Annotated in this window: 19 protein-coding genes and 3 pseudogenes; 4 read left to right on the top strand and 18 right to left on the bottom strand. The window is 36.1% G+C overall.

Annotated elements, in window-relative coordinates:
* Positions 1–7 precede the first annotated feature (7 nt).
* From ABEQ24_RS16840 to ABEQ24_RS16810, 7 genes and pseudogenes are all read right to left on the bottom strand, one after another.
* Positions 8–1273 (bottom strand): Nramp family divalent metal transporter, encoded by a 1266-nt coding sequence (locus ABEQ24_RS16840; protein ID WP_430007871.1) that lies wholly within the window; start codon positions 1271–1273, stop codon positions 8–10.
* 60 nt (positions 1274–1333) lie between these two features.
* Positions 1334–1861, bottom strand: coding sequence for a chromate transporter (locus ABEQ24_RS16835; protein ID WP_430007961.1), 528 nt, complete (start codon positions 1859–1861; stop codon positions 1334–1336).
* Positions 1861–2433, bottom strand: a complete 573-nt coding sequence (locus ABEQ24_RS16830) for a chromate transporter (protein WP_430007870.1) — start codon at positions 2431–2433, stop codon at positions 1861–1863. The genes ABEQ24_RS16835 and ABEQ24_RS16830 overlap by 1 nt, the downstream gene beginning before the upstream one ends.
* 22 nt (positions 2434–2455) lie before the next feature.
* A complete protein-coding gene (gene ggt, locus ABEQ24_RS16825; protein WP_430007869.1) occupies positions 2456–4075 on the bottom strand; it encodes a gamma-glutamyltransferase in 1620 nt (539 codons plus the stop codon).
* Positions 4076–4195: 120 nt separating this feature from the next.
* Positions 4196–4319: pseudogene (locus tag ABEQ24_RS16820) on the bottom strand (aldehyde dehydrogenase family protein); the annotation flags it as partial.
* A gap of 18 nt (positions 4320–4337) precedes the next feature.
* On the bottom strand, positions 4338–5654 hold the full coding sequence (locus tag ABEQ24_RS16815) for an aspartate aminotransferase family protein (protein WP_430007868.1): 1317 nt from the start codon (positions 5652–5654) through the stop codon (positions 4338–4340).
* A 676-nt stretch (positions 5655–6330) separates the two neighbouring features.
* Positions 6331–7740: a sigma-54 interaction domain-containing protein gene (locus ABEQ24_RS16810; protein ID WP_430007867.1), complete on the bottom strand. Its 1410-nt coding sequence runs from the start codon at positions 7738–7740 to the stop codon at positions 6331–6333.
* A 512-nt stretch (positions 7741–8252) separates the two neighbouring features.
* On the opposite strand from ABEQ24_RS16810, the gene ABEQ24_RS16805 reads away from it, so the two are divergent.
* Entirely contained in the window at positions 8253–8378 is a 126-nt protein-coding gene (locus ABEQ24_RS16805) for a hypothetical protein (protein WP_430007866.1), read from the top strand.
* A gap of 150 nt (positions 8379–8528) precedes the next feature.
* Here ABEQ24_RS16805 and ABEQ24_RS16800 read toward each other — a convergent pair whose 3' ends face one another.
* Positions 8529–9173, bottom strand: a complete 645-nt coding sequence (locus ABEQ24_RS16800; RefSeq protein WP_430007865.1) for a peroxiredoxin-like family protein — start codon at positions 9171–9173, stop codon at positions 8529–8531.
* A gap of 540 nt (positions 9174–9713) precedes the next feature.
* On the opposite strand from ABEQ24_RS16800, the gene ABEQ24_RS16795 reads away from it, so the two are divergent.
* The gene (locus tag ABEQ24_RS16795; protein ID WP_430007864.1) at positions 9714–9854 is read left to right on the top strand and encodes a hypothetical protein; all 141 of its coding nucleotides are present in this window, start codon (positions 9714–9716) and stop codon (positions 9852–9854) included.
* Positions 9855–10310: 456 nt separating this feature from the next.
* Here ABEQ24_RS16795 and ABEQ24_RS16790 read toward each other — a convergent pair whose 3' ends face one another.
* From ABEQ24_RS16790 to ABEQ24_RS16780, 3 genes and pseudogenes are all read right to left on the bottom strand, one after another.
* A complete protein-coding gene (locus ABEQ24_RS16790; protein WP_430007863.1) occupies positions 10311–10991 on the bottom strand; it encodes a DUF421 domain-containing protein in 681 nt (226 codons plus the stop codon).
* A 543-nt stretch (positions 10992–11534) separates the two neighbouring features.
* Positions 11535–12083: a CBO0543 family protein gene (locus ABEQ24_RS16785; RefSeq protein ID WP_430007862.1), complete on the bottom strand. Its 549-nt coding sequence runs from the start codon at positions 12081–12083 to the stop codon at positions 11535–11537.
* A gap of 73 nt (positions 12084–12156) precedes the next feature.
* Positions 12157–12983, bottom strand: a pseudogene (locus ABEQ24_RS16780) (manganese catalase family protein).
* Positions 12984–13364: 381 nt separating this feature from the next.
* Between ABEQ24_RS16780 and ABEQ24_RS16775 the strand changes: the two are divergent.
* Positions 13365–13670 (top strand): DUF3243 domain-containing protein, encoded by a 306-nt coding sequence (locus ABEQ24_RS16775; RefSeq protein WP_430007861.1) that lies wholly within the window; start codon positions 13365–13367, stop codon positions 13668–13670.
* A gap of 204 nt (positions 13671–13874) precedes the next feature.
* Here ABEQ24_RS16775 and ABEQ24_RS16770 read toward each other — a convergent pair whose 3' ends face one another.
* The 3 genes and pseudogenes from ABEQ24_RS16770 to ABEQ24_RS16760 form a co-directional block, all read right to left on the bottom strand.
* On the bottom strand, positions 13875–14789 hold the full coding sequence (locus ABEQ24_RS16770) for a DUF4240 domain-containing protein (protein WP_430007860.1): 915 nt from the start codon (positions 14787–14789) through the stop codon (positions 13875–13877).
* A 370-nt stretch (positions 14790–15159) separates the two neighbouring features.
* Positions 15160–15678 (bottom strand): hypothetical protein, encoded by a 519-nt coding sequence (locus ABEQ24_RS16765; RefSeq protein ID WP_430007859.1) that lies wholly within the window; start codon positions 15676–15678, stop codon positions 15160–15162.
* A 203-nt stretch (positions 15679–15881) separates the two neighbouring features.
* A pseudogene (locus tag ABEQ24_RS16760) lies at positions 15882–16088 on the bottom strand (JAB domain-containing protein); the annotation flags it as partial.
* 103 nt (positions 16089–16191) lie between these two features.
* On the opposite strand from ABEQ24_RS16760, the gene ABEQ24_RS16755 reads away from it, so the two are divergent.
* Positions 16192–16662, top strand: coding sequence for a DinB family protein (locus tag ABEQ24_RS16755; RefSeq protein WP_430007858.1), 471 nt, complete (start codon positions 16192–16194; stop codon positions 16660–16662).
* Positions 16663–16832: 170 nt separating this feature from the next.
* Here the strand turns inward: ABEQ24_RS16755 and ABEQ24_RS16750 are convergent, their stop codons facing one another.
* The 4 genes from ABEQ24_RS16750 to ABEQ24_RS16735 form a co-directional block, all read right to left on the bottom strand.
* Positions 16833–17060 carry a YolD-like family protein gene (locus ABEQ24_RS16750; protein WP_430007960.1) on the bottom strand — a complete coding sequence of 76 codons (228 nt, stop codon included), beginning with the start codon at positions 17058–17060 and terminating at the stop codon, positions 16833–16835.
* A 222-nt stretch (positions 17061–17282) separates the two neighbouring features.
* Positions 17283–17546 (bottom strand): zincin-like metallopeptidase domain-containing protein, encoded by a 264-nt coding sequence (locus ABEQ24_RS16745; RefSeq protein WP_430007959.1) that lies wholly within the window; start codon positions 17544–17546, stop codon positions 17283–17285.
* Positions 17547–17759: 213 nt separating this feature from the next.
* Positions 17760–18587: a dihydrodipicolinate synthase family protein gene (locus ABEQ24_RS16740; protein WP_430007857.1), complete on the bottom strand. Its 828-nt coding sequence runs from the start codon at positions 18585–18587 to the stop codon at positions 17760–17762.
* 127 nt (positions 18588–18714) lie between these two features.
* Positions 18715–19617, bottom strand: coding sequence for a DMT family transporter (locus ABEQ24_RS16735; protein ID WP_430007856.1), 903 nt, complete (start codon positions 19615–19617; stop codon positions 18715–18717).
* Between the last annotated feature and the right edge of the window lie 44 nt (positions 19618–19661).

Genomic DNA, 19661 nt, shown 5'->3' with positions numbered 1-19661 from the left:
AACACTGTTAAAACATACTAGATAATTGTGTATAGGATAAGTAAACAAATAACACTAAACATAAAGTAAATGCAGTATTACTAAGCCAATTATTGCTATTTTCTTTATCTATACGTTTAGAGTTTAATAAAACGAATAATGTAATAACAAGAAATGGCATAAAAGCAGCTCCAAGTACTCCATACAAAATAATGAGACTTATAGGTTCTCCTACAAAAAGTAGAATCATAGAAGGAAATGTAAGTAAGAAGAGATAGAAACGGTATGCTTTCGTTTTTTCTAATGCTACAAATGATTTCTTGTTTTTCTTTGAAGTAGTACGAACAAAATCAGCAAATAGGTAGGGTAAACCATTCCACGGACCTAATAGAGATGTAAAAGAAGCAGACCAAAACCCAATTAAAAATAGCCATCGTGTTACTTCTCCATATTCTGCACCTAGTAAGTCAGATAACTGAATGAGACCTTGTTCTCCTGTGAGTTTAATTCCTGTCCCATATAAAAATTCGGCGCCTATAACTAGAACAGATAAGGAAAAGATAGCAGTCATAAAATAACCTACCTTAGAGTCGAATCGCATAAAGGGAATCCAAGACTTCCCGTTCCACCCTTTCTCTTTTAACCAATAGCCATAAGACACCATTGCAATAGTTCCACCAACCCCTCCTATTAAGCCGAGAACATTGAATAAGGAACCCTCTGGAACCCTAGGCACTAAACCGACAAATATATCTGTCAAATTCGGTGTAGTTATTAACGCTGTACCTACAACCGTTACGAACATAACGCCAACTAATACAGTCATTACACGTTCAAAAAAAGCATACCGCCCGAGTAAAACTAGGACAAATCCAAGAATTGAATGAATCATCGCCCAAGCCCAAAAAGGTAGGATCGGGAACATTGCCCTCATAGCTAGTGCACAGGAAGAAGCTATGGCTGCACCATATACAAACCCGAAGATTACTGAATAAACGCCGAAGTAACCTGTTACCCATCGGCCGAGAGAATGCCAACCTTCTAAAATTGTTTTCCCAGTAGCTAGTTGCCAACGTCCCATGCTTTCATTAAGGAAGTATTTAAAAATCGCTCCTAATACAATTGCCCATATGAATGTCGTTCCAAATGCAGCTCCAGCTACAAGAGCTGCAATAAGATCACCTGCCCCAACTCCTGTAGCTGCAGTAATTAATCCCGGTCCTACTCTTGATAAGAATCCTGAGGGTTTAGTTACTTCCATCTCAACATGTTTTTCCTGTAATATACCGCCCAATTGCTCGTCCTCCTTCTATTTGATACTTCACATTTATTGTTCGATAGTGGTTTGTCTTATCTACAGATTGATTGCACCATATATAAGTGAAGCTAAAACGACTAAGCCAGGGTGCACTTTCATCTTTTCCATTAGCAGGTAACTGCCTATTCCGAGGAATAAGATATGCCCCATGCTTATTTCAAAGTAGGATCCATTAAAAGATTGAACAGCCATCACCCCTAGCAGCACAGCTATCGTTGGTTTTACGTAAAGAGTCATTCGTTTGGCTTGGGGAGAAGTTCGATATTTGTATAAGATGCCCATAAGAGCGATCATTAGTAATAGAGATGGTGCAACTGTTGCAAATACTGCTAAGAATGCTCCAAGGTATCCACCTTCTTGAAATCCAATATATCCTGCCATCTTTGGAGCGATCGGTCCAGGCAAGGCATTTCCCATTGCTAAGGCTTCATTAAATTCTTGAGTAGTCATCCATTTAAACTGTTCTACTACTTCTTGTTGAATGAGCGGAATGGTCGCAGGTCCACCGCCATATCCCAAAATATTAGTAATGAAAAATACCCAAAATATATACAAATAGATCATCATGCTTGCATTCCCTTGCTTTTTTCCATTTTTTGAGCAGGATTAGCCGGTTTTAATACAGCAGTGAATAAAAGCACTGCGATGACAATTCCAGGATGAATATTAAAGTATTCTATTAGGAGTAATCCCCCTATAATGTGGGATATAGTTAAAGGCCACCCTAATCCTTTAACAGAACTTTTCACAAAATCCCAAGTCAAAACGCCCAGCATAACTGCTACAACCGGCACGACAGCTTTGGTCATACCTTGAACCCATTTTAAATCTTTGAAAGCTGTTAATGTGCTAAGTAATATAATCATTAAAACAACAGTAGGCAGGATGGTGGCAATAATAGCATTTAGCATGCCACCTATGCCTCCAATACGATATCCAATATACCCCGCCATTTTTGTGGCAATTGGCCCGGGCAAGGTGTTTCCAATTGCTAATATATCTCCGAATTCCTCGTTGTTCATCCACTTAAATCTTTCTACAACTTCTTTTTGAACAAGGGGAATCGTAGTAGGACCACCACCATACCCAAGCATGCTACTGCGAAAAAATGCAATAAAAATGTCTAATTGTTTCATAGAATCATTCCTCTACCGTTTATTACCAACTGGCAATGGCACCATCTGTTCTTGATTCCGTGCCCCCCATCAGTACTCCCGTTTCAAGATTCCTCCATATAATTTGACCGCGACCAAACGCATCTGAATCAACGGCAACACTTATGTTATGACCTTTCCTAACTAATTCTTCGGCAATGTGCGAAGGGAATGCCTTTTCCACCTGCACTGTTTTCTCAGTTATCCACTGCCATCTAGGTGCATCTAAAGCAGCTTGTGGATGTAAATGGAAATCGATGGTATTCATAATGACTTGGACATGTCCTTGAGGCTGCATATAGCCACCCATCACACCAAATGGACCAACAGGGTTATTATCTTTTGTTAAAAATCCAGGAATGATCGTATGGAATGTTTTCTTACCACCCTCAAGACAATTGTAGTGACTCGAATCAAGGACAAAATCATAGCCGCGGTTTTGTAAGGCAATACCAGTTCCTGGTACGACAATCCCTGAACCGAACCCTTTATAATTACTTTGTATAAACGAAACCATATTACCCTCTCCGTCTGCTGTTGCGAGATACACTGTTCCTCCTCGTGGTGGTGTGCCTGGAGCTGGTGTACATGCTTGACTTCCAATTAGCGCTTGACGCTGTTGTCCGTATGAAGTTCCTAATAACTCCTCAACAGTTACTCCCATATACTTAGGGTCTGTAATGTATTGTTTACCGCAAGCATACGCAAGTTTCATCGCTTCAATTTGTTTGTGGTATGTGTCTGTTGAATCTTTGGATTTAAATTCAAATCCTTGTAGTATATTTAAAGTCATAAGAGCTATAATGCCTTGTCCGTTTGGAGGGATTTCCCAAACATCATAACCGCGATAATTTACCTTAATAGGAGCAACCCATTCCGGTTTAAACATTGCTAAATCCTCTTTTGTTAGATAGCCTCCGTAAGACGCAGAAGATTCCGCGATCTGTTCTGCAATCGCCCCTCTGTAAAAGCTTTCACCTTCTGTTCTTGCGATTTCTTCTAATGTGTCAGCGTGATCAAGAGAAGACCATAATTCACCTACTTCTGGTGCTCTGCCTTTAGGCGCAAATGTTTCAAACCAAGCTGAGAATTCCTTACCTGTAAATTCAGATTTGAATTCTTCGTATGTCTTTTTCCAGACTCTTCCAAGAGTAGGGGAGATAGGAAAGCCGTTTGTTGCATACTCAATCGCCGGTTTCAACACTTCTAAAAGTGGTAACTGTCCGAAGCGCTTTGATAATTCTACCCATGCAGCAGGAGCGCCTGGGACGGTCACAGGTATCCATCCGTACTGTGGCATTTTTTCATGTCCAGATTCCTTCACTTTCTCAATCGAAATACTCATAGGTGCTGGTCCGCTTGAATTTAACCCATGTAATTTCCCCTTTGTCCAAACAAGAGCAAATGCATCTCCTCCAATTCCATTTGAAGTAGGTTCTACCACCGTAAGACAAGCAGCAGTTGCAATGGCAGCATCAATCGCATTTCCCCCTTTTTTTAAAATATCTAGCCCTGCTTGTGCAGCTAAAGGTTGAGAAGTGGCGACCATTCCATTTTTTGCATATACAACATTTCGTTTTGATGGATAAGGTGAGTAATGTGGATCTAACGCTAAATGTCTCATAAATATTCTCCCTTCTTATTTTAATTTGAACTTGTAAAATCATAAAAAAATAATTACAAACGAAATCCTTGCAGCTCTCGATGAGATAATAATTATAGAAATCTATTATTCTGACTTTTATTATAATTTAATTGAAATATATTTAACTTCCAAAATACTCTTCAATTCCATAGTGTCCACCTTCACGGCCTAGTCCACTCTGTTTAAATCCACCAAATGGTGCTTGAGACACTGAAGGGAGCCCGTGTACTAGAAACGACTCCTACTCAAGGGCATGAATAGAATCATGAATAATCTCAATCATTTGGTCAATTTCTGTTTTATTTATAATTAATGGAGGTGAGAACACAAGAGTATCTTGACCATCAAAAGTGACTGATCTGCAAATAAGTCCGCGCTTTGCAGCTTCTGAAACAATCATAGGAGCTACAGGTGTTGTAAACCTTTCCTGTGTATTTTGATTTTTTACAATTTCAATACCCCCCATTAAACCAAGCCCTCTTACCTCACCAACAATGCTCCTTTCATTTTGCAGCCATTTAAAACCTTTCAGCATTTCTAATCCCATTTTTTCTGCGTTCTCAATTAGATTTTCCTGTTCAATAAATTCAAGATTTTTTAATGCAACAGCACAGGCCATAGGGTGTCCACTATAGGTATAACCATGCAAGAGTGTACCAGTCGAAAGTTCAATGAACTCTTGATAAATTTCTTCTGTTAGCATAACGCCGCCTAGCTGAGCATAGCCGCTGGTAACTCCTTTGGCAAAGCACATCATATCAGGTACTACTCCGTAGTGTTCGATGCCAAAATATTTTCCTGTTCGGCCAAATCCGGTAATTACTTCATCAGTTATAAATAAAATCCCATACTCATCACATATTTTTCGGACTTCTTTAAAATAGTTTGCCGGAGCTACATGAACACCTCCTGCCCCTTGTACAGGCTCCGCGATAAAAGCGGCAATCGTTTCAGGACCCTCTGCTTTTATAACGTCACGCAGTGACTGAGATGAAAAGTTTCCCGCATAGCAGAAATCCGGCGATAATGAATTAGTAAAATCTCTAAAAGGCTTTAGACCGGTCGCACTAGTCGCTCCCATCGCTACTCCATGATACGATTTAGCTCTTGAAATGATCTTTTTCCGACTAGGTTGTCCTTTTAAGATCCAATAATGACGAGTAAGTTTATAAGCCGTATCATTAGCCTCTGAACCACCTGAAGTGAAGAAAGTTGCACTTAGGTCTCCTGGAGCGATTTGAGCGAGTTTAGCCGCTAGTCTAATAGCCGGCTCATTACTAAAAGTGGCAAAAGAAGAACTAAAAGCTAATTTTGACATTTGTTCCATCGCCACTCTGCCAATATCTTCTCTCCCATGACCAACATTCACATTCCAAAGAGAAGACATACCATCGATCACCCTCCTCCCACTCACATCATGAAGATGAATTCCTTTTCCTTCAGTAAAAATAAAATCTGGTCCTTGCTCTTGCTGTTGCTTAATAGGAGAAGTAGGATGGAAAAAATGCTTTTTATCCAATTCCGCTAATTCTTGCATTAAAGTCATATCTTTAATCATTAAGATGCAACACCTTTCGTTTTATGAAATAAATAAAGGAGAAACCATGTTCACGTTTTGCTGGAATGAATTTTTATCATGAGAATCCATTGATTACTAAACCCATTTTTGAAATCTAAATTTCTCTGGGGAATCTAAACATACAGAATTAAATCTTTCCTTAGAAGGTAGCTAATTAATTCCCAAGTACTTTTTAAAGACCAAAATTGGAAATAAATTAACAAGAAAAAAACTAAACCTTCATATTGTATATAAAGCGCTTTCATTTTTTTATAAAAACAAAATATCTAGTATTTAATTTTTATCGATATGATAGTTACGACTTAATCTAAAAAAGGGTAAAGTACCAATTTCGAAAAAGTATAAAGAGGGGCGATTATAAAGTTGAAAATATAAGTGTCTAGTTCAATTACGACTTTGTTCATTGAACTATCATGAAGTTTATTACATCAATTTTTTTATTCCTTTGATTCTTTAAAATACACTAAATATCATCATTTGGATCATGTAATTTAAAGAAGTTGAAACATGGTCCCCTTCCTTTAAGATCACTTCGTAAATATATAAGCAAGTTATGTGCCAACTTTTATATGCTGTTAGAATTAATAAATTCATTATTTTATTAATTCAAAACGAATCAAAAAGTAATAATATCGATTCAAAATGAATTATTAATTCATTTTGAATCGATATTGTATTTTTTCAAACGACGAACCACTGTAGCTTGACTTAATCCAAGAGATTTAGCCATTTCATAAGTTGTTTTTGATTGACGGGAAGCATTCACCAGCCAGTTTTTTTCTACCTCTTCTATAGCCTCTTGCAATGTCAATCCTTGATCCTTAAAAGTATTTAGAGCAGCCCACTCCAATTCCTTATCATTACGCTGCTTAAATTTGTATACAAATGGAAGATTTTCAGCATAGATTGTATTAGTAACTGAAGTGATTACTAGCCGTTCAATAAGATTCTCAAGCTCTCTGACATTTCCAGGCCATTCATATTCTAAACATGCATCAATTGTAGATGAATGAAAAAATTTATTTGTTTGATACTTTTCGTTAAACTTTGATAAAAAATATTCCATTAGTTGATGACTGTCCTCTTTCCTCTTCCTTAAAGGTGGAATGTTGATCGGAACCACATTTAACCTATAGAAAAGATCTTCCCGGAACTTTCCCTGTCTCACCATGCTTTCCAAGTCTTGATTAGTAGCGGCCACTAATCGGAAATCTACTTTTTTGGTACTTCCCCCACCAATTTTGGTTACATTTTTTTCTTGTAAGACTTTTAATAGCTTAACTTGAATTTCAAGAGGCAGTTCCCCAACTTCATCAAGAAACAATGTTCCCCTATGCGACAATTCTATCATTCCTATTTTCCCTTTAGGGTTTGCTCCTGTAAAAGCACCAGCTTCATATCCGAACATTTCAGACTCAAATAAACTTGCTGGTATAGCTCCACAATTGACTTCAATAAATGGTTCTTTTTTTCTCTCACTTCCATTATGTAAAGCCCTAGCAAAGACGGTTTTTCCAACTCCAGATTCCCCCAGAAGAACAACTGTTGCATCACTTTTAGACACTCGCTTTATAAGTTCCCAAACTTTCTGCATAGCTTTGCTTTTTATGACTACGTCCTTAATCTCCCTTTCCTTTTCTCGCAGTTCTTCAATTTCCGATTCGTAAAATCTCATTTTTGACCGTAACTGTTCATAGTCCTCTTTCAACTTTTGGATTTCTGTTATATCATGAGAAAAGCTAATGACTCTAACAATGTTTTTTTCATCATCAAAAATGGGGGTACCAGTAGCCATGATTACCTTTCCTGTTGCCGTTTTTTGCATTACTTGAACTTCCTTTTTTTCATTTAATACTCTGGCAGTAACAGATGGATAAAAGATATTTTTCTTTTCCAGTTCAAAAACCGACTTCCCTACCAAAGTTGATGAAACTTCACCGTATATCTCTTCACTATTTTTAATTGCTCTTAAAACGATTCCTTGTCCATCTGTCACGACAATATTTTCATTTGATGCATTTAATATTCCTTCTAACTCTATTTTCAATTCAAACTTCTCTGACATCTAATCACTTCTCTTTCTTTTGATTCACCTTAAAGATAACATAATATTCAGGCTTCTATTCACTATAAAATTGGTTCGTGTATTGTAAAATTCTTAAAAGATCGCATCTACCCTATTTTGCAATAGTGGTACCGCCTACGGCACCCCTATCACCCTATATTCCTCCTGAAAGACTTAAAACGTCCCCGAGGTTTGATTATACAGAAAAAAGAAGCTGTGAATGCCAAGAACGTATATTTGTATGTCACTGATAAAGGGAAATTTCTAAGTAAACACATAAAGATTATGATATTAATGAACTCACTTAGGCTGATAAAACATTGGTTTGAGCACAAAAGTTTTTTATGCTGCAGGCGCGTCTTTAAAAAAGTTTTGTGCCTCTTGACCTGTTGCCTCGCCATCTTCTTCTCCATCAGGAAAGGTTCGGGTACCTGCCGGATGGAGATGTAGCCGGCTTGGGCTGTTTTACGATTCGGATTCAAAAGGGAAAAGCACAAAAAAAGCAGCCATGAATGGCTGCTTACCTTGTTGCCTATTATTCTTTTATCTCTTCATCTTCTGACCTTCAGGCTTTCGGCTCGTTCGGTGTGGCGCCTAACCGCAAATGGTACAGGAACATATGGAATGTAGGCGAATGACTTACAGACTGTTGTTATCTGTCCATTTAATATTAAAGCGACACATACAGAATCACAGATAGATTTTCCCCCTGTCTGATCAGCCTGTCGTGCTGTCGACAAAAAAGCTTTCAAAAAAGAAATAATGTATATGCTCCGTAGAAAATTATGTTAAATGTTATTTAAAATTTCAATTACTTTAGTTGGCTCTACACGTTTTGTATAGTCAGAATCGACTTCTGCAAACACGATTTTACCTGACTGATCGATTACAAATGTAGCTGGTTTTGGAAGTTCCCAATCATTATTTCCATTATGACCTGCAACGTCTAATCCAGCGTCCTTATATATTTCAATTAAATAATCTGGCATTTTAAATATCAAATTAAATCTTTCAGCAACTTTATTGCCTTCATCACTAAGAACAATGAATTCAAGCTCATTTTTTTCCTTTGTGGATAAAGATGCATCCGGTGTCTCAGGACTAATGGCTATTAATGTTGCACCAGAGTCTTTGATGGAATCTAATTCTCTTTGATAGGCTTTTAATTCAAGGTTGCAGTAAGGGCACCAGCCACCTCGATAAAATGTCAGAATCACCGGTCCTTTCGAAAGCTCTTCAGTAATGGACACCGTTTTTCCTGTTGCGTCAAGAAGTTTAAAATCCGGTACTTTATCTCCCTCTTTTAGTCCCTGTGCAACTCCTGAATCTTCTAATTCTTTTGTTGCTTGCGCCATTAACTTCTGCTTTTCCTCAGGAGCCTTTTGTTTAAATGCTTCTTTATAAGCTTTAATATCTTCAATTAATGTAGTCATACTTATCCTTACCTCCTAATTCTTTATCAATTTAACCTTAACAAGAAATTTCTCTTTTTTCCTCTAATTTGCTTTTGTAATTAATTCATGTATGACATTTTTTCAACTTTCACCTTGATTTAATGACTCATTTTCTCCGATTCAATACATCAATATAAAGATCAAATGTTTATTCTATCCATCCTTTCTCCTAACACTTTGTCATCAGCTGCACATGTTCCTGACCAGATATTTATTGTTCTAATTACTATCAGTGCGGCAGCATTATGTTTTTCTTTTCGTTAGGAATTTCATTCTTTTGATGGGTCTAATATTGTCTTATAGGCAAATTTTCTTTGCTTTTCCTGCGTGAAGATTCATGAAATACTGAACCATTCAATGGATGAATGTTCTTTTTTTGAAGCAATTATTTCGTTTAAGGCTACTTTCATTAATGGGTGTGGCTTTTTTTAAATTAGTAATTCCATGCCGGTGGTTATTTATTGAGTATTCCGAATTTAAGCTGGATAATAATGATATAAAAGCTGCAGGAGGTACAAAATGGTTTCGGTAGGAGATAAAATAACATTTCAAGGTAAAGTACACGAAATACTACATATCTATAAAAGCGGTTATATGGAAGTAAAAGAAGGACAATACATGGTAAAACTTATACATATTTCAGAGATAAAATCAAACTAATTTAAGAAACTGTGGATGCTATGTGTCAATTTACTCCATGCAGCATTCCAAAGTTTTTAACATCGCAGTACCAAAATGGATCAAAGAAAACAATCTTGATAATCAATGGTTACAAAATGGTTGTAAACTTCCTAACCATCACATTGAAAAACTTTTAAATGATCCAATCTATATACCAGATGGGACAACTATGCGAATTGTTCTGAGTATTGTTAAGAAGCAAAATGCAACAGCTAAGTTAATTGATTTCTGGGATGTTTATATCTTTCTATGCCCCTTAACGAAAAGATGTTAAACAACTCTTTTTTGCAATATCTAAATATGAAATCAACTTACAGTAGATCTTAAAATATCTTTATTCTATTTGCCATAAACCACTTTTGATTATTGAAGACAGGCAGTTAAGAATTCACCTGCTATTTGATATCAGTTGCTTAATATGTTTTAAATATACGTTTAGAAAGTCTCAGGCTGTATAAATAGGCCGTCTCCTTCAAGCCATTCAGCTATAAAAACATCTTTGTAGTCAGTAATATTGTGAGTATGTAATTGTGATTTTAACCAAGATTCATTAAATCCCAAATCAATTACTTCATCCCATAAAACTTCACCGTCTCTTATTATAGTCACTGGTACTGAAACTGCTTTTGAAGTCATATTAAAATCTTCCTGAGTTGTTTTTTGATACTTTGATTTTTTTAAAATACTAATGGAACCATTAGCCTCTAAATAACAAAAGGCAACCTCACGAAGTGAGAAAGTTTCACTCTGACGGAGTAAACTTTGCAACTGGTTAATATTCATCTTATTTTTCCTTAATTCTTCCCGGTCTACAATTCCATTTTTAACTAGTACAGAGGGTTTACCTTCCACGACTCCCCTGAATGTAAGGGATTTTTGACTTAGATATTCAATCAAAAAAAGTAATCCTCCCCAAATGGTCATCGAATAAACAATAGAAAATACACCTATCTTATCATCGTATAAAGCATTTCCTAATAATTCTCCTAAAACAATAGCCGCGATAAAAGTAAAAGGAGAAATCTGATTAATGATTTTTTTCCCTACAAACATCACGATAATAAATAGGAAAAAAAATCCAACTACAAGTTCAATTGTTAAGTACATCATGTTCATTTATTTAAACCTCTCGTTTATCTTATAAGAACTATTTTAAGTCAAATATAAACTAATTTTTTACTGTTCCTCGAAGGAGAATTTATTGGGATATGATCACCAAGTAAAGAAATTACCTTACGACCCTTTCAAGATATACCAATAAAAGGAATAAGAGGATAGGAACAACAAAGATGTCAAACCAAACCTCCCACCATTCTAAATGAAAGAAGCCATACGGCTCAGGAAGCAGAGTTGCCTATTCATACACGATTATCATTATTGTCCAAAGTGCCATATATTTACCTTCTTTAATGAAAATCGCTTCAAAAGGATACCAATTTAAAAATGATAGTGACGGGCGGAATCAATAAAGAATGATAAATAAGCCCTAACCAATCCACTCCTTTTTATCAAAATACCAGTACTACTAAACAGAAAGCTACTATTTGGACATTTACGATATCTTTTCAAGGATTTAATTATTGAATACAAGCTAAATGGATTTACCATTTCATTAAAACTTCATTATAACTAGCTCAAGGACTTAATGTCATTTAGGTACTATTCATTAAGTTTATAGTAATATTTTTGATTGAAAAGAGAGTTAGACAAAAGATAAATAATGATGTATATAGGAATAGAGTATGAGAAACTCCAGTTTAATGGATGGTATATTTTCATCCACCAAAGAAGTGGTTCACCTATATATGCAGTTGCAAACCCAAAAATAATAGCTTTAATAGCTGGTGAAACTGTAGGTTTGTATTGAATCAAACTCATAACAACAACTGGCATTAGAGCTAAATCATAAGGCAAATAAGCAATTGGAGAAGGCACAACTTCAAACCGATAAGACCACAAACCCAAATGAACCCCCATAGAATCAAGGATGATAGAAATAGTCATTACAAAAAAACCCGATGCAAGTAATCGGTACCTGCTTCTTTTATTATGGTAGAAGCACCAAAATATCCATGTGCCTACTGTAAGCAATACCCCAAACCACCAGCGCCAAGTAAAAACCACTTCTGCTTTCCATAATTCAGTACCTTGATTAATCAGATCTGAAAGTTTATACATTAATTGATCGGTTTTTTCAATAATTGTCAATGTCAGACCGTCCACCTTCTTTAACATTCATTTAAGAGAATTGGTATTTGCAACCAATTCTCTTAAGCCTTTTTTATAAATTAGGATTGAGTGGTGTTCCGTGGATGTAACCGGGTGCAGGTTTTAATTCCGGTGACTGACCTGCAGGCTGTGGATTTTCAACATAAGTGAATTCGCCTTTTCCATCAATAGATGGACCGCTTGCCCATCGGCCAAGTTTACTCTCGGTTCCTCTGGAGCAATTCAGGAATTGTTGGGATACGTCATGCAGTTCGTATTCCTTGTTAAAAGTAGAAGGCACAACAAAACCTTCTTTTTGCTGCAGCTCTTCAAAGGCAGCTGCCCATTGGTTTTGATGCATCGTGTCTCTTGCGATTAAAAATGAGAGTATGTCCCTAACACCAGGGTCATCTGTCATTTCATATAACCGGCACACCTGAAGCCTTCCTTGCGTTTCTGGAGTTAGGTTTGCTCTGAAGTCAGCAAGCAGATTTCCACTAGCAATGGTATATCGAGCAGACCATGGATACCCGACACTGTCATTGGGACTTGCTCCCAGACCATTCACAATAGCATGCTGTGGATTCATTTCCCCCATGATGCTTTTTATCACTGGGTCTTTGGCTGCTTCTTCCTGCTCTTCTACAGGTGCTTTGTCCAGAAGTTGAGCAATCATAGTCAAGCCTCTCAACATGTGCTATTTCCTCAGTCCCAATATCCAAAAGCATATCCCTTTATTTTTATTCTCCCCTGCAGTTCCATCCCTGAAAAAGGTATTGCATCATGACGGAAATCTCACCATATTGGCCGCCGAGCACTTCCTGCAGTTTTTTTGCATAAACAGGATCCGGTCTATCTGGTTTTGCGCGGAATTTGTAACTCCTTAACATGAGAGAACATAATAAAGCTCTCCTTTCGACATTAAGGTTAATTTCTGTATAAAGCATGAAAAGTATCCATTCATTTGCAACTTAAATCTCTTAGAATATTTTAGATGTAATTTACAAAGTAATATCTAGTAGTGTGTCAAAACTTTTTAACAACTATATTTTTACTCTTATCTCCTTTTCCTCCCTATATCTATCACTATCAAATCCGTTCGATAATGAAAAAACGAAGCCGGAGAGAGGATCGACCACAAAAATTTCAGCATCATGATGCTGGAATTAAATATGTATACCATTTGTATAACTTCCGTTTAATTTTTTTATAAATTTAAGGATTCATTTCCCATCGATTTGGGTACTACTCTTATATATCAACTTTTAGGAGGAATGCAAAATGGCTAACGAAAATGTGAACAATGTAGACGAGAAAGTAGCAAATATGGACTCTGAAAAAAAAGATCAAGTGTTACAGGACTTTGAGAAATTTAAGGAATATTTGTCAGACAAGGTCAATAAAGGTGAAAAACTTGGATTGGGTGAGGAACAACTAGCAAAAGCGGCTGAAAAAGTAGCCGGATATCTCGCTGAACATGAACAGCCAAGAAACTCCGAAGAAAAACTCCTTCAAGAATTGTGGAAGGTCGGAGATAAAGATGAACAGCATGCGCTCGCTCATCTGCTTGTACGGCTAGTAAGATAATAAAAATTCAGAAAGAGCACCGGGAATGTCTGTAACGGGTTCTCTTTTGGAGTACAAGAAGTTAAAAAACAGAGAGAAGCGCATATAAAATAGCAATCGAAAAAGCACTGCAAATCGCAGTGCTTTTAACATTTTTTATTGAATTCAATTAGACAGAGCTTTCTTACACGATCGCACCTGCTTATAGAATAAGAGATTTGAAAATCATTTCCAACCTTCAACGTTTGAAAATGACTCATAATCACACCCAGTATAATATTCAAACTCTTTTCCAGTTCTTCTTCTATATGCATCCGATGCTAACGAAAGCAATGATTCAAATGAGTCATCATTTGGCATATTTTTAGGTTCACTGAGGGTTGACTCGAAAAATTCCTTTCCTTTAGCAACCACCGAACATCTAAAATATAAGAATAAATCTGCAGAGAAGTAGTTTTTTTCTTCACCATATGAATATTCCCCTATGTTTTTTGCGTGTTCTTTTGTATCTAATAAATATAGTTTGTAAGCCACGGCTTCTTCAAATTGCTTTATGTCTCTTACACTCATTTTTGCCAGTTCATTAATCGAAGGTTCTATAATGTCTTCATCACATTCAGCATTAAAATTAAGAAGGGAAATAATTGACCAAAACGATTCATCTTTCATCATCTTTTTCGGTTTCTGAATTGTATTGAATTCTTCTATATCCCTTTCCGCTTCTTCCCTAATTTCTCTTTCGAAGTTTTCTCTATCATTTTCCCAACGCCATTCTAAAAAAACTTCTATACCATCTGAAGTATCCCACTTTTCACCGAAAGAATTACATTTTATTTTTCTTTCCTTTTTAGTCAGAGGAATATTTCCAATGTAAACAAGATCTTTAGGAACCTTGCCATCAACCCATACTAATGCACGATCATTATCGTAAAAAAATCGGTTTTGAATAAGAATTTCTCCTAATATTTTATTTTCAATTGATGGAATTTCTGTTCCTTTATAAGGTGTAGTAGCTAAAAGGTATGAATAATCATTTTTATCAAGGATTCTTATTGCTCCGTATTCACCATTTGGCAAATTTACGGCATAAACATCTCCAATAGTTACAATTTTTTTTATTTCACTTATTTGATTATCCATTTTGATTGCCCCTTGAAATCCTAAAAGAAGTATTTTGATAAAGTTCTATATTACATATTAACTGTCCATCTTCACCTGCTACATATGTTGAATAAGGTCCGATACTTTTAATCTTATATTCTATTTAGCCTTCCTCTAATCCTTTTTCGACAAAATTGGTAAGTCAGTTAACAAATGAATTAGCATATCAAAACGCAGCGTGATAGAAATTATTGTCATCTTGCTAAAACCTATGATAATTAGGGTGATAATTCGAACATAAAACACAGTAAACGTTAATATACCAACAAAAATCAGCTAGCTAATTGCATTGCTTTTTTCTGATTTGTTCTCTAAAAGAGTACCCAATTTTTATCACTTTAGTGATCCATCATATTCTCCCATTCTTTTTTACGCGCTCAGTGCGAATAGTCATAAGGCTCTTTTTATCATTCTTGATGTTTTCTAGGTATTTAACCAGATACGTTTCTGTAATTCTTACAGGTACATATCCTAATCGCTCGCGAATAATATTTTCCACAACAAACATTTTTTTAGTCAGATAGATATAATTTCTGCCTGTTTCCTTTTCTATTTCTTTGAATTGATTTGTATCTTCCTCTTCTCCTGCGCGATGGAACGTTTTCATATGGTGATACATATCACTTCTTTCTTTCCTGATGAACTTTAATAAATACAGAAGCTCATACGTTGAAAAGTCCATCAATTCTACAGTTCTCTTATCCATATAATGATCGGCTACAAATTCACGCGTTCGCACCTCTAGCCTTTCATTGTTCTGCATGGCCTTATTTGAATTCACTCTCATGTCACAGAACCCGCAGAAGTACTGAAATTCATTCATTTTTTTAATGTCACTTCCGCAGTACGGACATGTTTTCTTTGTCATATATGCTCTCCTCCTAAAGGGATTTGGGATTTGGAATTTGGAATTTGGATTAAGCTTCGGCAGCAAGATTTTAGTTACAGGCGCGATGCCCGTTAGAATTAATCATTGAAAAACAGTTGTTTTTTCTTCCTCTCGTCCAACTTTATTAAATTCTCAAGCTAAAAACTCTTTTAAAACAAAGGGGCAGCGCCCCTTTGTCTATCTTAAAGGTAGCCTTTTTCTTTCAAGCTTAAATGGTTCCCTTTGTGGGTGACGATAATGTGGTCAAGGAGCTGAATGCAGAGCGTCTTTCCTGCTTCAGCAATTCTCCTCGTAACCTCAATATCCTCTATACTTGGTGTTGGGTCGCCTGAGGGGTGCTGGTGACTGACGATAATAGAGGCCGCGTTGTTTAAAATAGCTGTATTGAATTTTATAGATTAACATTTGCCTATTTTCATTCTTCTCCCCTATTAACGAACGTACATTCGTGTATAATAAGATTAATATTTATTATTACTGGAGGGATTTTTTATGAACTCGATTGATTTAATAATCTTGAACTTTAATGAAGTTAGAAGACGAAGCATAAAAGTTTGGTCATCAATTCCAGACGAACAACTCTACTGGAAGCCTGATGAAAAAGCTATGAACTGTATTGAAATGGTCAGACACGTACTTGAAAGCGAACATTATTATCACCTGGCAATTAGAAACAAGGGAAGTTTGCCCGTTTTTGAATCTCCTTTTGAGAATAAGGCTTTCACTTCTATTAAAGCCGAACTAGAATTTGCAGAGCCATATCGAAAGCAGTTCATAGATACTGTTATGTCTTTTTCTGAAGAAGATTTAGAAAGGATAAAGATTGATCGTTCTGATTCTGGATACATTAGAAGTTTGGGAGATATGTTGTTACGAATTGCCTATCACGAATCTGTTCATACCGGTCAATTATTGGATTATTTAAGAACAGCAGGAATTCCAAGGATTCGTGTGTGGGATTAAGAAATTAAATGGACCAATCACATTAAGTTATAGAGAGGTTCGCTTAATCAATATACAAAAGGTCAATATTCTTCAGGGAAACTTTTTGCATGCCTAGTCGTATATAGACTAGGCAAATATTAGTGCATATGTAAACAATTGGCTGGGTTAAAGATTCAATGCGGTGTTTTTTATTTAAGGGAATAAACTGCAATAAGGTCTGTACGCTGTATCCGGACTATGTCATTAAATCTGTTAACAACTCTTATTTCATCCGTTTCTTCATTCCAGTGATGAACGTTACCGATAAAATGCATGATATGACCGCCTTGCAGATAAATAAACGACACCTCATGATGAAACTCCATTGATTCACTGATTAAAAATTGAATGCTTTTTCGTTTCTCATTAGGTATCATGATCAAGGTATTCCCTTCTTTCTAATCGTTTTATTAATCATTATACGAATGTTTGTTCTTATTTTCAATCATCTTTTTAGGCAATGAAGAATCAATTTGTCCGTGGGAACTATCTCTTTGAATTTAAAAGACAGGCTCGTATGCCTGTTTCAAAAGAGAAGGAAAAACCTATGTTTTTTCAACCATGCGTGCAGGTGGCACCATTTAATTAATCATTCATCCTCATACTGAATCTTCCCAAATTTCTCCCAGAATATAATCAGAAGCTTTTTGAGCCTGTGAAGCAGCCTTCAGAACTAAACGATTTTCTTTCTTTAAAACCCTAAGCCAGGAATCAATATAGCTCGCACTGTTATCTATCGTACTGTTGTCAATCCCAGCTGCACCGCACAGCATGGCCACGCCCATTTCAGCCACTAATTCTTCTTTTGAATAGACCTCAACTCCAAACGCAGTGCCTTTTATCGTGATGCCTGAACGTGCCAGGCGGCTGGATCAAGACCTAAAGTGTAAAAAGTCATAAAAAATAGAGGTTGATACATATTAGTCATGACTAATATGTATCAACCTCTTACTTCTTGTTCAACAAACGCGCCCTTTAGTTGAAGAACATTGTGTAAGTAAAATAAATACCTACTTATAAAATGGGACTAACTTTGTAGTAATCACACGAGTTTAAGAAAATAATGATCTATCTAATTAACTATTTCCAATTGGACTCCTGCAAATTCCCATTGGAATTCCCTTTTGATTAATACTTTTCTTTAGGTTTACTAAAGGTGACCCTTGATAAACTTGTTGAATGATGGTTTCTATCTTTACTCTTTCTTGTTGAGTAATATTTTTTTTCGTAAGCATTTTATTAAACCATTGACTGATTTCCATAGGTGAAATATTTCCAGCGATTGAAGAAAGACGATCAAACCCCTGTAATACTTTTTCCTCTAATTCCACTTCTCCACCAGCATAAAAATGAAAGTTGCTTCTGCTAATATCGTTTTTTAGTAGTCCAACTTTTTCTTTATTGCCAGCTTCTTTTAATCCAACTACTAATTCTATCTTACTTAACTGAATAATACTGTTTACTGATAAATTAAATCCAGTTCTTTTTGGATTGTTATATAAGATAGTAGGCTTATTACTAAGATTAATAATGGTTTTTGTATAAACTAATGCCTCTTCTTGTGTCGGTAGAACATACGGTGGATACCCAAGCAAAATACCTGATATTTTTGTAGTACGAACCTTTTTAGCTAATTCTTCTGCCTCTTTCTGTCTAATAGATGACACCCCAAATAAAATTTCCATATTATTAATAAGTTCTTCTTCCAATACTAAACTGTTTATTATTTCAATTTTCTCTTTAAGGTTCAGAGTATGCTGCTCACCAGTAGATCCAGAGACAAGAACAGACTTTACTCCTTGTTTATACAAATCTCTTATATGATCTATTGTCCCCTGAATATTTACAGATTCGTCTTCAAAAAATGCAGTTGGCACAGCAATATGAAATGTTTCTTTTAGCATAATGTTATCTCCTTTGTCCTTTTTTATCTCTACTTCAACTTACCTGCACTGTTTCTGGAAGATCGTTTCAAAGACCTTATTAAAGTAAAGCACCCGTCAGGTTTCTTCACAATCTTTGAACATGCAATTAGTTTTTCTCTGATACAAACCCTTTTTTTGAAACGGGAGCATTTTTGCCTAATATAACAGAAAAGACAACAATCACTGCTATTACAAGAGTGAAAAATGTGATGGATTCATCTAGAAATACTGTTGCAAATAGAATCATCAAAAATGGTTGTAAGTATTGAAGCTGACTCACTCTTGCTATTCCCCCCATAGCCATTCCGCTATACCAAGCAACATATGCTAGAAATTGACTAACAACTGCGAGATAAATAAAACTAACCCAAGCTTGTATTGGGGCATGGAGCATTTCAGTTGTAAGGTTTAACCCAACTGGAATAATGAAAAATGGAGCACCGATCATAATTGCCCAAGCAATCACTTGCCAGCTACCTAATTCTTTCGATAATCTCCCACCTTCTGCGTAACTAAGTCCAAGTATAATCACTGCTGCTAGTAAAGCTAAATCGGCAAATTGTAATTGACCGAATCCAAGATGAAGTGCATACATAATAACAGCTAATGAGCCGATTATACTTGAAATCCAGAATTTGAGAGATGGGATTTCACCTGCTCTAGACATAGCAAATCCGGCTGTTGCTAATGGTAACAGAGCTACTTCCACAGCTCCATGAGACACAGGCAAGGATTCCATTGCCCAAGAAGTGAGAAGAGGAAATCCTAAAACTGCACCAACAGCAACAATAAATAGACTTTTGAATTGGCGAGGAGAAGGTAGTTTTTCTTTTCGAACAATCAATACAACAGCTACTAAAATAGCAGCAACAACTGTTCTTCCTAAACCGACGACCGTGGTCCCAAAATACTCTACTGCAATACTTGTAGAAGGGAGCGTTAAGCTAAAACAAACAACACCTACTAATCCCAACAATAATCCAAATTTCTCTCTGGTTTCTCTCTGCATCTTATCCTACCTACCTTTTTACTTCGTATTATATCTGTACCATT

The sequence above is a fragment of the Metabacillus idriensis genome, assembly GCF_050483325.1.
Classification (GTDB): Bacteria; Bacillota; Bacilli; order Bacillales; family Bacillaceae; genus Bacillus_P; species Bacillus_P idriensis_A.
Note: the sequence above shows the minus strand (reverse complement) of the source record. Positions and strands in the feature narration are given on the sequence as shown.

Excerpts from the sequence above, each read along its gene's own strand:
- ABEQ24_RS16835 (WP_430007961.1), bottom strand. The coding sequence starts at position 1,861 with ATGATCTATTTGTATATATTTTGGGTATTTTTCATTACTAATATTTTG.
- ABEQ24_RS16830 (WP_430007870.1), bottom strand. The coding sequence starts at position 2,433 with ATGAAACAATTAGACATTTTTATTGCATTTTTTCGCAGTAGCATGCTT.
- ggt (WP_430007869.1), bottom strand. The coding sequence starts at position 4,075 with ATGAGACATTTAGCGTTAGATCCACATTACTCACCTTATCCATCAAAA.
- ABEQ24_RS16815 (WP_430007868.1), bottom strand. The coding sequence starts at position 5,654 with ATGATTAAAGATATGACTTTAATGCAAGAATTAGCGGAATTGGATAAA.
- ABEQ24_RS16810 (WP_430007867.1), bottom strand. The coding sequence starts at position 7,740 with ATGTCAGAGAAGTTTGAATTGAAAATAGAGTTAGAAGGAATATTAAAT.
- ABEQ24_RS16805 (WP_430007866.1), top strand. The coding sequence starts at position 8,253 with ATGGCTGCTTACCTTGTTGCCTATTATTCTTTTATCTCTTCATCTTCT.
- ABEQ24_RS16800 (WP_430007865.1), bottom strand. The coding sequence starts at position 9,173 with ATGACTACATTAATTGAAGATATTAAAGCTTATAAAGAAGCATTTAAA.
- ABEQ24_RS16795 (WP_430007864.1), top strand. The coding sequence starts at position 9,714 with ATGGTTTCGGTAGGAGATAAAATAACATTTCAAGGTAAAGTACACGAA.
- ABEQ24_RS16790 (WP_430007863.1), bottom strand. The coding sequence starts at position 10,991 with ATGAACATGATGTACTTAACAATTGAACTTGTAGTTGGATTTTTTTTC.
- ABEQ24_RS16775 (WP_430007861.1), top strand. The coding sequence starts at position 13,365 with ATGGCTAACGAAAATGTGAACAATGTAGACGAGAAAGTAGCAAATATG.
- ABEQ24_RS16770 (WP_430007860.1), bottom strand. The coding sequence starts at position 14,789 with ATGGATAATCAAATAAGTGAAATAAAAAAAATTGTAACTATTGGAGAT.
- ABEQ24_RS16765 (WP_430007859.1), bottom strand. The coding sequence starts at position 15,678 with ATGACAAAGAAAACATGTCCGTACTGCGGAAGTGACATTAAAAAAATG.
- ABEQ24_RS16755 (WP_430007858.1), top strand. The coding sequence starts at position 16,192 with ATGAACTCGATTGATTTAATAATCTTGAACTTTAATGAAGTTAGAAGA.
- ABEQ24_RS16750 (WP_430007960.1), bottom strand. The coding sequence starts at position 17,060 with ATGATACCTAATGAGAAACGAAAAAGCATTCAATTTTTAATCAGTGAA.
- ABEQ24_RS16740 (WP_430007857.1), bottom strand. The coding sequence starts at position 18,587 with ATGCTAAAAGAAACATTTCATATTGCTGTGCCAACTGCATTTTTTGAA.
- ABEQ24_RS16735 (WP_430007856.1), bottom strand. The coding sequence starts at position 19,617 with ATGCAGAGAGAAACCAGAGAGAAATTTGGATTATTGTTGGGATTAGTA.